Source organism: Bacillus sp. EKM208B, assembly GCF_011800725.1.
Classification (GTDB): Bacteria; Bacillota; Bacilli; order Bacillales; family Bacillaceae; genus Bacillus; species Bacillus velezensis.
Genome location: NZ_JAANHO010000004.1, coordinates 110218 through 123230, shown reverse-complemented (window position 1 = coordinate 123230; position 13013 = coordinate 110218). Strand labels below are relative to the sequence as shown.

General features: G+C 45.7%; 12 protein-coding genes and 1 pseudogene. 12 read left to right on the top strand and 1 reads right to left on the bottom strand.

Annotated elements, in window-relative coordinates; translation table 11 throughout:
* From mutL to G9F75_RS08555, 4 genes and pseudogenes are all read left to right on the top strand, one after another.
* The gene (gene mutL, locus G9F75_RS08570) at positions 1–1875 is read left to right on the top strand and encodes a DNA mismatch repair endonuclease MutL (RefSeq protein ID WP_103526898.1); all 1875 of its coding nucleotides are present in this window, start codon (positions 1–3) and stop codon (positions 1873–1875) included.
* Between the two features lie 74 nt (positions 1876–1949).
* A pseudogene (locus G9F75_RS08565) lies at positions 1950–2222 on the top strand (tyrosine-type recombinase/integrase); the annotation flags it as partial.
* Positions 2223–2475: 253 nt separating this feature from the next.
* Positions 2476–3045, top strand: coding sequence for a hypothetical protein (locus G9F75_RS08560; RefSeq protein ID WP_167409054.1), 570 nt, complete (start codon positions 2476–2478; stop codon positions 3043–3045).
* Between the two features lie 140 nt (positions 3046–3185).
* Positions 3186–3368: a hypothetical protein gene (locus tag G9F75_RS08555; protein ID WP_167409039.1), complete on the top strand. Its 183-nt coding sequence runs from the start codon at positions 3186–3188 to the stop codon at positions 3366–3368.
* A gap of 391 nt (positions 3369–3759) precedes the next feature.
* Here G9F75_RS08555 and G9F75_RS08550 read toward each other — a convergent pair whose 3' ends face one another.
* On the bottom strand, positions 3760–3969 hold the full coding sequence (locus G9F75_RS08550) for a hypothetical protein (RefSeq protein ID WP_160182672.1): 210 nt from the start codon (positions 3967–3969) through the stop codon (positions 3760–3762).
* 653 nt (positions 3970–4622) lie between these two features.
* Here G9F75_RS08550 and G9F75_RS08545 point away from each other — a divergent pair.
* The 8 genes from G9F75_RS08545 to G9F75_RS08510 all read left to right on the top strand — a co-directional run bounded on the left by G9F75_RS08545 (position 4623) and on the right by G9F75_RS08510 (position 12994).
* On the top strand, positions 4623–5300 hold the full coding sequence (locus G9F75_RS08545; protein WP_003154103.1) for an MBL fold metallo-hydrolase: 678 nt from the start codon (positions 4623–4625) through the stop codon (positions 5298–5300).
* A gap of 314 nt (positions 5301–5614) precedes the next feature.
* Complete coding sequence (gene fabD / locus G9F75_RS08540) at positions 5615–6484, top strand: ACP S-malonyltransferase (RefSeq protein WP_015417505.1); 870 nt, start codon at positions 5615–5617, stop codon at positions 6482–6484.
* A 136-nt stretch (positions 6485–6620) separates the two neighbouring features.
* Positions 6621–7595 (top strand): acyltransferase domain-containing protein, encoded by a 975-nt coding sequence (locus G9F75_RS08535; protein WP_167409053.1) that lies wholly within the window; start codon positions 6621–6623, stop codon positions 7593–7595.
* A 1-nt stretch (position 7596) separates the two neighbouring features.
* Positions 7597–9837, top strand: a complete 2241-nt coding sequence (fabD, locus tag G9F75_RS08530) for an ACP S-malonyltransferase (protein ID WP_167409052.1) — start codon at positions 7597–7599, stop codon at positions 9835–9837.
* A 65-nt stretch (positions 9838–9902) separates the two neighbouring features.
* On the top strand, positions 9903–10151 hold the full coding sequence (locus tag G9F75_RS08525; protein WP_014417817.1) for an acyl carrier protein: 249 nt from the start codon (positions 9903–9905) through the stop codon (positions 10149–10151).
* 51 nt (positions 10152–10202) lie between these two features.
* Entirely contained in the window at positions 10203–11465 is a 1263-nt protein-coding gene (locus G9F75_RS08520) for a hydroxymethylglutaryl-CoA synthase family protein (protein ID WP_014417818.1), read from the top strand.
* Positions 11462–12235 (top strand): enoyl-CoA hydratase/isomerase, encoded by a 774-nt coding sequence (locus tag G9F75_RS08515; RefSeq protein ID WP_014417819.1) that lies wholly within the window; start codon positions 11462–11464, stop codon positions 12233–12235. The genes G9F75_RS08520 and G9F75_RS08515 overlap by 4 nt, the downstream gene beginning before the upstream one ends.
* A gap of 9 nt (positions 12236–12244) precedes the next feature.
* Entirely contained in the window at positions 12245–12994 is a 750-nt protein-coding gene (locus tag G9F75_RS08510; protein ID WP_003154094.1) for a polyketide synthase, read from the top strand.
* Positions 12995–13013 lie beyond the last annotated feature (19 nt).

The window sequence follows — 13013 nt, the reverse complement described above, 5'->3', positions numbered from 1 at the left end:
TTGGCAAAAGTCATCCAGCTCTCAGATGAACTTTCAAATAAAATAGCGGCCGGCGAGGTAGTCGAACGGCCTGCCTCAGTCGTTAAAGAATTGGTGGAAAACGCCATCGACGCAAACAGTACAGTCATTGAAATCGACATAGAGGAAGCGGGGCTTTCGTCGATTCGGGTGCTCGATAACGGCGAAGGGATGGAAACCGATGATTGCAAGCGGGCTTTCCGCCGCCACGCGACCAGTAAAATCAAAGATGAAAACGACCTGTTCCGGGTGAGAACACTCGGTTTCCGCGGAGAAGCTTTGCCAAGTATCGCGTCTGTTTCTCATCTGGAAATCAAAACGAGCATCGGCGAGGGAGCGGGCACCCATCTCATTCTTCAGGGCGGGAATATCATTTCTGAACAGAAATCCTCCAGCAGAAAAGGAACGGAGATTATCGTTACCAACCTGTTTTTCAATACACCCGCCAGATTGAAATATATGAAAACCGTGCATACGGAGCTCGGCAATATTACGGATGTTGTTAACCGGATCGCTCTTGCGCATCCGGAAGTATCGATCCGTCTCCGTCATCAGGGGAAAAATCTGCTGCAGACAAACGGTAACGGGGATGTGCGCCATGTGCTGGCCGCAATTTACGGGACGGCGGTTGCGAAAAAAATGATACCGCTCCATGTCAGCTCGCTTGATTTTGAAGTCAAGGGCTACATTGCGCTTCCGGAAATCACTCGTGCATCCAGAAACTACATGTCATCTGTCATTAACGGAAGATACATTAAGAATTTCCCGCTTGTAAAAGCGGTGCATGAGGGCTATCACACACTTCTGCCGATCGGCCGCCATCCGATTACGTTTATCGAAATTACGATGGACCCGATTTTGGTCGATGTCAATGTCCATCCCTCGAAGCTTGAAGTCCGCCTCAGCAAAGAGACGGAGCTGCATGAGCTGATCCGTGACGGGATAAAGGAAGTGTTTCAAAAGCAGCGGCTTATTCCGAGCGCCCAGCTCCCGAAAAAATCAGCGCCGGCACCGGCCAAAAACGAACAGCAATTTATGACATTCGAGGAAAGCGCGCCTGAGCGGAAACTTCCTGAAAAAACGCCGGAGCCGTCTTACTCACCAATGAAGCTGAGTTCGGTCGTAAAAGAGCCTGAGCCGGTAATAATAGAAGAAGAGATTCTCCCGAATGAAGCGGATCACGAAGTGCCGCCGGAGCTCGGCATGCCGGAAACGGCAGCGCCTGTTTCCGATACTCCGGAACCGGAAGCTGTCTCTGAAGAAATACGTGAAGAAAGAGTTCCGGTGATGTATCCGATCGGCCAAATGCACGGGACATATATTTTAGCCCAAAACGAAAACGGCTTGTATATCATTGACCAGCATGCGGCACAAGAACGGATTAAATACGAATATTTCCGGGAGAAAGTCGGGCAGGTCGAGCCTGAAGTACAGGACATGATCGTGCCGCTCACCTTTCATTACGCGGCAAACGAAGCGCTGATCATTGACCAGCATCAGCATGAGCTTGAAAGTGTCGGAGTATTTTTAGAAGCATTCGGCACGAACAGCTACATCGTCCGCTGCCATCCGGCCTGGTTTCCAAAAGGGGAAGAAGCTGAACTGATTGAAGAAATCATTCAGCAGGTGCTTGACGCCAAGCAGATCGATATTAAGAAACTGCGGGAGGAAGCGGCCATTATGATGAGCTGCAAAGGCTCAATCAAAGCGAACCGCCATTTGCGAAACGACGAAATCAAAGCGCTCTTGGACGACCTGCGCCGAACGACAGACCCGTTCACATGCCCGCACGGCCGGCCGATCATTATCCACCACAGCACGTATGAGATGGAGAAGATGTTTAAGCGTGTGATGTAGAAGGGTTCTGTGTGGGATGTGCCCCTCGTGCCCACATTTTGCCTGTTTAGGTATTCGTCAAACCGGTTAATGCTGAATATCTTTTCAAAAGCCGCGAAGGGATCAACAAGCCCATTTCCCGGTCGATGGCCTATAAGATTTTAAGGGCCGCCGCTGAGTATATCGGTTTGGATGATATAGGCACACACACGCTGAGAAAAACATTCGGATACCATTTTTACAAGCAAACAAAAGACGTTGCCATGCTGCAGGAGATTTTTAATCACTCAGATCAGCGGACAACCCTTCGATACATTGGAATCAATCAGGATGCCATGAACAACGCCATGAAGAAATTCAAGATATAAGCAGGCTCATCTCATAAACAAGATGAGTCTTTTTTTCTGCATATTTTTATTGATTCCCTTCAAAAAGAAAACGTGGAATTCATTTTAGGGATATTGTTTGAAAACACGGATGGCAAGGGCTGACGGCACTTCGGGCAGTTGCACAGTATATAACATATGGGTAATTCGTGGATTGTGGGGATAAGTGGAATTTTCATGGGATTTTTTATGATAAACTATTATCAATAGAATTAAAGTCGGAGGGGAAATTGAGTTGAGTTTAGACAATTGGATTCAATTAATAGGAATATTTACAACTGGAGTTTTTAGCTTTCTAGTTTGGAAGGCAACGGTTAAAAGTAACGAGTTGTCTAAAGAGAACGTTGAATTGACAAATACAATTAAACGGCACGAAAGAGCATTGTATGAAGAAAAGGAATGGAGATATAGAAGGACTTATGCACATTGGGTTGATTCAAGGATAGGTAAAATGATTGACGCTGTTGGTAAACAAATTAATGGGTATTCCCCTGTCTCAATTAAAGAAATACCGAGAGAAGTTGGTTTGAGTAATGATACTTTGGCAGCGTACTTTACGATTTCTGAAGTAGCTGACATCCTTCATATTTACGAGTATTTCAATGATTATCTTAAAGATCATTGGCTAAAACAATATGATGGGGAATATCTTGTGGGACATGCAGATTTTGAATATGAAATGTTACAAGAAGGTTCTCAAATACTTATTGATGTAATTGTTGGACTCCGAGATAGTCTTAATTTACAACTGTATGGTAATACACCAATGGAAGAGTTAAGGGGAGAGGTTAAATGGAGACCTTAATAGAGTTATTTAAAAATGGCATAATCTTGGCAGAATAACGGCACACCATTTTGTTTTAGATAAGGTATTATGGTAATAGGCAATAAACAGGCAGGCGCTTTCCCAATCGGGAGGGCGCTTTTTCTATTGGAGGGATTTCATTGAAGAATTTAGTAATGCGGGACACACATTGCAAGGAAGCGGCTCTGAACAAAATCAAACAAATTTTTGACGCTGGTCAAATATTAGAAGTTAAGTCGACAAAAGAAGAACCCTCTTTAAAGAATGAATACAACAAGCACGGCGACATTTGTTACAGCATTAGAGGTTATGATCCGGAATAATCACTAATTGAATTATGCACTAAATATTCAGCGTCATCTGATAGGATGGCGCTTTTTATATGGTGGGAGGTGAGAGCGGTGGCAAAGGATAAATCGTCTAAGGATGATCTTATCTGGAATAAAGAACTAGGCATTTATATTCTCCCGAAAGATAAATGATGCTGAGAGCGGCTTCCGAAGGAGGTCGCTTTTTATGTTCTCTATAACTGCGTCAGGTAAATCTCAGGATAGACAATTGGCGGTTAACGGCTTGGGTGCGGGGGCAGTTTAGAAAGAATATGATTGGGGGGATTACAGGGGAAGACATGGGGGAAGAAGTTGAATAAAATAGGAATTTGGTGAGTTGACAATGTGCAAGTCAAAGGGGACTAGTAATTAGCCCCCCTTACATTTAGTTCTTCCTGCGGTTTTTTCTGTTTTTGATCAAACTGAAAACCACTAAGAGAACCACACCGATAGCAACGATATAAAATGAAATTTCTGCTGCTGTGGTATTAATATTCTTAAGAACAAGGATAAGTCCTATTAAAACTATAGGAATGATGCAAGTTAGAATTTTTATAGCTTTTGGGCTCGGTTCAGCGTTTCTTTTATTTTCCATAATTACCTCCCGTCTAAAGCTTAACACAGGTTAAATTTGATAATCACCAACAATAGTCCCATTTAAAGGGAAAACATAAGAGTTTAAGTAATCCATCAAGCGGCGTACGTGCCATTTGGTCCAGAAGATGCTTTATCTCTAGCATAAAAGATTACTCAGGGGAGAATGCTCCGGCTGTTCCAAGAAAGTGAAGAAACAACATCTTGTGTGTGAATTACGTCGTATTTTTCTAATTTTGAATTGTGTGTTAATGCCAACACATAAGCATAACATTGAAATTTGGTGAAAGGAGCTAAGGTATTCTGATATATTTTGAGGAAGCCGTATGGTTTTAGTTTAGCTTGAAGAAAAGGATTGAAATAAGAATCAAGATTGAGTCATTTAAAGACTGAGTATCCTCTCCGAAAATTATACCATTCTCCATTTTCTGAATAAAATCTCCTAAAGTATTCATGTAAATGAATATTCTTATTTCCTTATATATTACGATAACAAATTTTAAAAACCGGAGGCTGGTTCTTTTGGTTGATTTGAACAGTTTTTTATCTTTACCGGAAAATCCATGGAAAAACGTGGTGTCATCTGGTAAAGTGGTTAAGTCGGCTGGGCGGCGGCAGCAGTCTGCCCGGATCTTTTAAATGGGAATGGTGACAATGGATCATACATATGAAGTGCATCAAATCAAAACTTATCACCAGATGTGGTCCAACTATTGTTATATTATCGCAGACCGCTCAAAAAAATCTGCGATAGCGGTGGACCCGTCCTGGGAAATCGATAAAATAACCGATAAACTGCATGAATTGGATGTTGATTTATCAGCTATTTTATTAACACATTCGCATTATGACCATGTAAACTTGGCGGAGCCGCTTCAGCAAATCTATCATTCTGATATATATATGTCGTCGGCGGAAATCGATTTCTATCAATTCCGGTGCAGAAACTTAATAGCGCTTGAAGACGGCCAAACCTTTGCGGCCGGAGGGTTTATCATCAGAAGTATACTGACCCCGGGACATACGGCCGGGGGAATGTGCTATTTGCTATCTGATCATCTTTTTACCGGTGACACCGTGTTTACAGAAGGGTGCGGTATATGTGAGGACAGGGGCAGCTCAGCTGAAGATATGTTTCACAGTATACAGAGGATCAAAGCCTCCATTCCGCCGCATGTGCGTGTGTATCCGGGGCACTCCTTCGGGGAGAAGCCGGGTCAAAAAATGGAGAGTCTTTTGAAAAACAATATTTACTTTCAGATTGAAAAAAAAGAACATTTCGTGAATTTTCGCAACAGAAAAAATCAAAAAGGGCTGTTTCATTTTAAGTAATGTGTAATTTAGTTCTATCTAACTAGCTTTCCTTTTGAGGCAAAGAAGTTCTGAAATGGAATGGTAGTTATTACTAGACTTCTGGTGATGAATGGCTGAGTAACGGGAGTTTGCGGAAGAGAACGCCGGGCAGGCCGGATGGGACATTCTGCTTACGCCTGTTCCGAAAGCCCTGAGTCCGACTTCTGACAGGGAAAAATAGGCATTATTCAGGAGTTCGCATAGGATAAATTAACTTGACATGGTATTTTTGTGAAGTTACTATCAACTTGAACATGCTTCTTATCTGAATCCGAGAAAGGATGGCTGAGAAAATGATCACATACTTATTCCCCGGACAAGGTTCTCAAAAGCAGGGAATGGGGAGCTCATTGTTTGATGAATTTAAAGACTTAACGGAGCAGGCTGATGAAACACTCGGATATTCCATGAAACGGCTTTGTCTTGAGAATCCGTATTCCAATCTTCATAAGACGCAGTTCACCCAGCCTGCTTTATATGTTGTAAACGCGTTAAGCTATTTGAAAAAAATCCAAGACAATGACATAAAGCCGGATTATGTGGCCGGCCACAGTTTGGGAGAATATAATGCGCTGTTTGCAGCTGGTGCTTTTGATTTTATTACCGGCCTGCAGCTTGTCCGTAAAAGAGGCGAATTAATGAGTATGGCCACTGACGGAAAAATGGCCGCTGTTATGGGGTTAACTGCAGCTCAAGTGTCAGACGCCCTTCAAACGCACGGATTACATACGATTGATATTGCCAATATGAATTCTCCTCACCAAGTTGTCATATCCGGACGCAAAGAAGACATTGAAAGAGCCAAAAGCGTATTCGAAGGATTAAAAGACGTTACGATGTTTCATCCGTTAAACGTAAGCGGCGCTTTTCACTCGAGATATATGAGTGAAGCAAAACAAGAGTTCGAAAAATTTTTACAGTCATTTCATTTTTCTGCTATATCAATTCCCGTCATTTCTAATGTGCATGCCAGACCTTATGAGCAAGACGGAATCCACTCCGTTCTGGCCGATCAGATCGACCATTCAGTGCGATGGAACGACAGCATCCGCTATCTGCTGGACAAAGGGCGGATGGAATTTGAAGAAGTCGGCCCGGGCCATGTGCTGACAGGGCTTATTCACCGCATCAAAAAAGAAACTGAAGCTTCACCCGCCATGTAGCGGAACGCAAGTCAAAATTCTTATCTCACACAATAGTGCCAGCCATACAACATCACGACCACTTCACCTGCACACGACATCACGAAAAACTCACAAATCAATATTTTAAAAAAATAAGCAGCAAAAAGGAGAACAAATGAACCAGCCAATTGTTTTCATGTTTTCTGGACAGGGTTCCCAATACTATCAAATGGGGAAAGAGCTGTTTGCACATAACGCCGCTTTTCGGCAGAAAATGCTTGACTTGGACGATTTTGCAGTCAGCCGTTTCGGTTACTCTGTCCTTAAAGAGATGTATCATACAGGCAATCGTCTGTCTGATCCATTTGACCGCCTTCTTTTCAGCCATCCTGCCATTTTTATGGCTGAGTACGCACTTGCATATGCTTTGGAGCAAAGAGGCATACGTCCCGATTATGTGATCGGAGCAAGCCTCGGAGAGTATGCAGCGGCCGCTGTGTCGGGCGTGCTGAGCGCCGAGGATGCTTTAGATTGCGTGCTGGAACAGGCCCGAATCGTTACGGAAACTTGCCGTAACGGCAGCATGCTTGCGATACTGGGTGATCCGGCTTTATATCAAGATGATCCGCTGCTCGGCGAACATAGTGAATTGGCATCTGTAAACTATCATTCTCACTTTGTCATCTCGGGAGAGCGGGAACATATCAAAAAGATCATGGACGATCTGAGAGAAAAGCAGATTCCTCATCAGCTATTGCCGGTATCTTACGGGTTTCACTCAGCGCTGGTTGATCAGGCGGAACAGCCGTACAAGCGCTTTTTAGCTCAGAAATCAATCCGGACTCCGTTTATACCGTACATCTCCAGTGCGACCGGAGAGGCTGAGACCGATATACAAGCGGACTTTTTCTGGGATATCGTAAGAAAGCCGATTCGATTCCGCGAAGCGCTTCAATTCGCAGACAGCCGCCAAAAAGGATTGTATATCGATGCCGGGCCTTCCGGAACATTGGCCGCATTTGCCAAACAGATTCTTCCTGCGGGATCGGCTGAACGCATCCGTGCCATTATGACGCCGTTTCATAAAGAACAAACACATTTGCAGCAAATAGAAGACAACATTTTATCACCGCCCGGAAGGAGACTGTAAGATGATCAGCTTTGTTTTTCCAGGCCAAGGCTCGCAAAAAATCGGGATGGGAGAGGACCTGTTCGGCCGCTATCCTGAATTAACCGCAAAGGCCGATCACATTCTCGGATATTCCATTCAGGAGCTGTGCCGGGACGGAGAACGTCTCAATCAGACTCAGTTCACTCAGCCGGCGCTCTATGTCGTCAATGCCCTCAGTTATTTGAAAAAAACAGAAGAAACCGGCTTGAAAGCGGATTTTACCGCCGGACACAGTTTAGGCGAATATAACGCGTTATACGCTTCGGGCGCCTTTGATTTCGAAGAAGGCTTACAGCTGGTCAAAAAAAGGGGCGAACTGATGAGCCGCGCAAAAGGAGGCGGCATGGCAGCGGTGATCGGCCTGACTCATGAGCAGGTGAGGGATGTTTTAAGAGAAAATCACTTGGATATGATTGATATCGCCAACATGAACACACCGCAGCAAATTGTCATTTCCGGCTATAAAGAAGATATTGAAAAAGCCGCATCCGTTTTTGAAGCCGTAAACGGCGTAAAAATGGTTCACCGCTTAAATGTCAGCGGCGCCTTTCATTCCAGATACATGCTGGAAGCGAAGGAGGAATTTTCACGGTTTATCGAATCTTTCCATTTTAAGCCGCTGTCCATTCCGGTCATTTCAAATGTGACGGCAAGACCCTATGAGCAGAGAGAGCTGAAAGAGACACTCACCGGACAAATAACGGGATCGGTGAACTGGACTGACAGTATCCGTTACTTAATGGGAAGAAAGAACATGAGCTTTGAGGAAATCGGTCCCGGAAAAGTGCTGACGGGGCTGATTCAAAGAATTACGGCTGAAGCGGAGCCGATAACAGATGAAATCAAAGTCCCGGCTGAGACTGGAAAAAGCTCAATTACGGCGGCGTCTTTAGGAAATGAAGAGTTTAAGCGCGATTATCAATTGAAATACGCCTACTTGGCCGGCGGCATGTACCGCGGAATTTCTTCGAAGGAAATGGTCGTCAAACTGGCCGAAAAAGGATTGATGGGTTTTTTCGGAACGGGCGGTTTGAACATCGCGCACGTCGAGGACGCCATTTTGTCAATTCAGCATGAGCTTCGTGACGGCGGTTCCTTCGGCATAAATATTGTACATAACATGAAGCATACAGATTCAGAAGAAAAAATGATTGATCTTTTATTGAAGCATGGGGTTCAGAACTTGGAAGCATCAGCGTTTTTAACGGTTACTCCCGCTTTAGTAAGGTTTCGCGCTAAGGGGTTAAAACGCGGTGCCGGCGGACAAATAATAGCGCGTCAGCGGATTATCGCCAAGCTGTCCCGTCCGGAAGTAGCGGAAGCGTTTCTCAGCCCGGCGCCTGATCACATTCTGCAGAAACTTGCAGCCGAAAACAAAATTACCGCTGAAGAAGCAAGTCTGATGAGAGAAATACCCGTTGCGCATGACATCTGCGTAGAGGCTGATTCAGGCGGCCACACTGACGGCGGAGTTGCTTACAGTCTCATGCCGGCGATCATCCGTTTACGAGATGACATGATGAAAAAATACCGATACGGCAAAACCGTCCGCGTCGGAGCCGCAGGGGGAATCGGAACGCCTGAGGCTGCCATGGCCGCATTGATGCTCGGCGCTGATTTTATTGTGACCGGATCTATTAACCAATGCACCGTTGAGGCAGCGACGAGCGGCCTCGTAAAGGACCTCCTGCAGCAGATGAATGTACAGGACACGGCCTACGCGCCGGCCGGCGATATGTTTGAATCAGGCAGCAAGGTGCAGGTATTAAAGAAAGGGCTGTTCTTTCCGACCCGCGCCTCTAAGCTGCATGAACTGTATCAGCGTCACCGCTCAATTGAAGAAATTGATGAAAAGACACTCAGACAAATAGAAGAGAAGTATTTTAAGGCAAGTGTAAGCAGTATTTATGACAAAGTGAAGGCTCATTATTCGAATGAAGACATTTCAAAAGCCGAACGGAATCCGAAACAGAAAATGGCGCTCATATTCAAATGGTATTTCAGGCAAAGTTCTGCTTCGGCAATTAAAGGAGACCCGGAGGCCAAGGTAGACTTCCAGATTCATTGCGGCCCGGCATTAGGTGCCTTTAATCAATGGGTGAAAGGTACGGAGCTGGAGTCCTGGAAAAACCGCCATGCCGATGATATCGGCATGCGGCTTATGGAAGAGACGGCCTCGCTTTTGAATCAGAAGTTAGGTTCATTTTTGCAAACGTGTTGACAAGACGAAATGATAGATTGAAAACATGGAATATTCATAAAAGATGAAACAGGGAGGAACTGACAATGAGTAAAGAAAAAATCTTTGAATTGCTGCAGAACACAATCTACGAGGTTTTGCCTGATTTAGAAGGCGAACAGCTTTCACAGGAAGACCGGTTAGTTGATCTGGGGGCGGATTCAGTGGACCGCGCCGAAATTATCACGATGATGCTTGAAGAATTATCACTGCAGATCCCGCGTGTTGAGCTGACGGGAGTGTCAAACATTGGCGAATTGGCGGCAAAGCTTTATGAAAAGGTACAGGCTGTCTGATAAAACGGTGAAATAATCGGAAACTCAAAATTCATATTGGAGGCGAAGTTCATGGCGGCTGCCGGAATAGAAGCGATAAATGTGTTTGGCGGGACAGCATACCTTGATGTCATGCAGCTGGCGGAGTACAGAAACTTAGACCCTGCCAGATTTGAGAATTTACTGATGAAAGAAAAAGCGGTGGCTCTTCCGTACGAAGACCCCGTCACATTCGGCGTTAACGCGGCAAAGCCGATTATCGACCGATTGACAGAGGCTGAAAAAGACAGAATCGAGTTGCTGATTACCTGCTCGGAGTCCGGCATCGATTTCGGAAAATCACTCAGTACATATATTCATGATTACTTAGGCCTCAACCGGAACTGCCGTTTATTTGAACTGAAGCAAGCCTGTTATTCAGGAACGGCGGGCTTGCAGATGGCGCTTAATTTTATTTTGTCGCAGACATCCCCCGGAGCGAAGGCGCTTGTCGTCGCGACGGATATTTCCCGGTTTTTAATTGCCGAAGGCGGTGATGCGTTAAGCGAGGATTGGTCTTACGCAGAACCGAGCGCCGGAGCGGGTGCCGTCGCCTTATTGATCGGTGAAAATCCAATCGTATTTCAGGCGGATGCGGGCGCCAACGGCTATTACGGCTATGAGGTGATGGATACATGCCGTCCGATCCCGGACAGTGAAGCCGGTGACGCCGACTTGTCATTGATGTCTTATCTCGATTGCTGTGAACAGACTTTTCGCGAGTACAAAAACCGTGTGCCGGGCGCTGACTACAAAGAGACGTTTCACTATCTTGCCTTCCATACACCGTTTGGCGGCATGGTCAAAGGGGCCCACCGGACGATGATGCGCAAGCTTGCAAAAGCGAAAAACGCTGAAATCGAACAGGATTTTCAAACCAGAGTAGAGCCGGGGCTCCGCTATTGCCAAAGAGTCGGAAATATTATGGGGGCAGCCTCTTTACTGGCTCTTGCAAGCACGATTGACCAAGGGGCATTCGACACTTCTAAGCGGATCGGCTGTTTTTCGTACGGCTCCGGGTGCTGTTCAGAATTTTACAGCGGCGTTGTGACGCCTGAAGGACAAACGCGGCAGCATTCTTTCAAAATAGAAGAGCACCTGAACAACAGGTACAGGCTGTCCATGGAGGAGTATGAAGAATTGTTTAAAGGCAGCGGTCTGGTGAAGTTCGGAACCCGGAATGTCAAATTGGATATGAATATGATTCCGAACATTTTAGACCATCATGCCGGAAGCCCTCGTTTGTATTTGGAAGAAATCACGGAATTTCATCGGAAATACAGGTGGATATCGTGACCTATGAAACGATAAACGTCCGTTTTCAGCAAAATGTCTGCTTCATCACCTTTGATCGGCCTGAAGCCAACAATACGATTAATGAGCGTTTAGTGGAGGAATGCCTGCACGTTCTTTCTGAATGTGAAGACTCCGTGACCTCCGTAGTGCTTGAAGGGCAGCCGGAGGTATTTTGTTTCGGGGCGGATTTTGATGAGATGTACCGGAAAATGAGGCAGGGAATGCAGCATGCTGAATCGCAGGAGCCGCTTTACCGTTTGTGGCTGGCATTAAAATCCGGGCCGTACATCACAATCGCCCGCGTCCGCGGAAAAGTAAATGCGGGAGGTGTCGGTTTTGCCGCCGCGTGCGATATCGTCATTGCAGAGGAGAGTGCTTCGTTCAGTTTATCTGAACTGTTATTCGGACTTTATCCGGCCTGCGTTCTGCCGTTTTTAATTCAAAGAATCGGATTTCAAAAGGCGCATTATATGACGATTATGACAAAGCCCGTGCCGGCACGCCAGGCGCTTGAATGGGGACTTTGTGACGTATGCGTCCCGGACTCAGCAACAGAGCTGAGAAAGCATTTGCTGCGCCTTCGTCCACTGTCGAAAAAAGCAGTCATCCGCTATAAAAAATACATAGATTCCTTAAACGACCTTGTTCATCGTTCGAAATCCATTGCTCTAGCCGAAAATCAAGCGATGTTTTCAGATCCGGATAACCAATCAGCCATCTTCCGTTATGCAGAAACGGGGCGGCTTCCTTGGGAAACGGAGAACAGTTAGGAGGATATCATGCCGAACGCCGCAGTTGAACTGCTCGAAATTGAACCGGATATTATCCAAGTGACAATGCAGGATAAAGCCCATAAAAACGCCTTCTCCAAAGAACTGACGGATGGATTGATGGAAGCATTCACCCGTATAAAAAAATCGTCAGTCTATAAAGCTGTGATTTTAACAGGATACGGCCATTACTTTGCTTCCGGAGGCACACAGGAAGGCCTGCTCAGGATTCAGCAGGGCATCACGAAGTTTACGGAAGACCGCATGTACTCTTTGGCGCTGGAATGTGATATTCCCGTCATTTCCGCCATGCAGGGCCACGGAATCGGAGGCGGGTTTGTCATGGGGCTTTTCAGTGATTTTGTCATTTTAAGCAAAGAAAGCGTGTATACCGCAAACTTTATGAAATACGGTTTCACCCCCGGAATGGGCGCTACCTTTATCGTTCCGGAGAAGCTTGGGGCAAGCCTCGGCCATGAAATGCTGTTAAACGGCGGCCACTACCGCGGCGGTGACCTGGAGAAAAGAGGGGTGCCTTTTCCGGTGCTTCCGCGGCAGGAAGTACTAGACTATGCGCAGGAATTGGCCCGTGAGCTTGCGGAAAAACCGAGAAACTCTTTAATTACATTGAAAAGGCACTTGGTGACGCCGTTTCGCGAGCAGCTTCCGGCCGTCATTGAGAAGGAGTTAATCATGCACGATGAGACGTTTCATGATGATGAAGTGAAAAAACGAATCACGACGATGTACGGAGTATAAGACATACATCTTACATACA

Excerpts from the sequence above, each read along its gene's own strand:
- G9F75_RS08550 (WP_160182672.1), bottom strand. The coding sequence starts at position 3,969 with ATGGAAAATAAAAGAAACGCTGAACCGAGCCCAAAAGCTATAAAAATT.
- G9F75_RS08545 (WP_003154103.1), top strand. The coding sequence starts at position 4,623 with ATGGATCATACATATGAAGTGCATCAAATCAAAACTTATCACCAGATG.
- fabD (WP_015417505.1), top strand. The coding sequence starts at position 5,615 with ATGATCACATACTTATTCCCCGGACAAGGTTCTCAAAAGCAGGGAATG.
- G9F75_RS08535 (WP_167409053.1), top strand. The coding sequence starts at position 6,621 with ATGAACCAGCCAATTGTTTTCATGTTTTCTGGACAGGGTTCCCAATAC.
- fabD (WP_167409052.1), top strand. The coding sequence starts at position 7,597 with ATGATCAGCTTTGTTTTTCCAGGCCAAGGCTCGCAAAAAATCGGGATG.
- G9F75_RS08525 (WP_014417817.1), top strand. The coding sequence starts at position 9,903 with ATGAGTAAAGAAAAAATCTTTGAATTGCTGCAGAACACAATCTACGAG.
- G9F75_RS08520 (WP_014417818.1), top strand. The coding sequence starts at position 10,203 with ATGGCGGCTGCCGGAATAGAAGCGATAAATGTGTTTGGCGGGACAGCA.
- G9F75_RS08510 (WP_003154094.1), top strand. The coding sequence starts at position 12,245 with ATGCCGAACGCCGCAGTTGAACTGCTCGAAATTGAACCGGATATTATC.